The organism is Oleiphilus sp. HI0125 (genome assembly GCF_001635355.1).
Window position 1 is genome coordinate 1 of sequence record NZ_LWGF01000649.1, and the last position, 877, is coordinate 877.

Genomic DNA, 877 nt, shown 5'->3' on the forward strand with positions numbered 1-877 from the left:
GGTAAAAACGGCCCTGCTGTGGCGTTCTTCTCTGACCTTACTGCTAAAGGTATCGGTTGGGGCATGGACATCGAAATCGCTGCTTACACAGATGAAAAAGTAGCTTCAAACGATTTTAAAGCAGGCCTATGTGATGTTGTTTTCTTAACAGCAATCCTTAGTCGTCCTTACGTGCCATTTGGCGGTACGCTTGATGCGCTTGGCGGTATCATTGACGAAGAAGGTCTAGCTCGTGTTCTTAAAACATTGACTAACCCTAAGTTGGCTCCTTTCTTAACGAATGGCAACTACGAAATGGTTGGTACGCTTCCTGTTGGTTCTGTTTACTTGTTCGTAAACGATCGTGATATTGATACTGTTCCTGAGTTCAGTGGTAAGAAAGTATCTGTACTTAACGAAGATCCACAGAGCCACAAGTTTGCAGATCTAGCTGGTGCATCTCCAGTTGGTACATCGCTAGCTACGTTCTCTGGCCAGTTCAATAACGGTAACATCGACATCCTACCAATGGTTGCGCTAGGTTACGACGTATTTGAGTTGTATCATGGTCTTGGCGAAAAAGGCGGTATCATCGATGAGAAGCTTCTGTACGGTATGATGCAGATGATTTCTCATAAAGACCGTTTTGCTCCTGAATTCGGTCAAAACATGCGTGAGTACATTCTTGCTCGCCTACCAGACATCAACAAAATGGTTGATGATGCAGAGGCTGCAATTCCTGCTAAGTACTGGATCAAAACTGATGCAGATTCTCAAGCAGCTCTAGAGAAGTTCCGTACTGAAATCCGTGCGTCACTTCGTGACGAGGGTGTTCTTGATGCAAAAGCACTTGGCCTATTGTGGAAGATCCGTTGTTCGGTTGATCCATCACGTGGTG

1 protein-coding gene is annotated in these 877 nt (G+C 45.2%); it reads left to right on the forward strand.

Translation table 11 applies throughout. The annotated features are described in order from the left end of the window. Positions 1–877: putative solute-binding protein (locus A3762_RS27420; protein ID WP_068755004.1), on the forward strand; the 877-nt coding region annotated here is incomplete at both ends.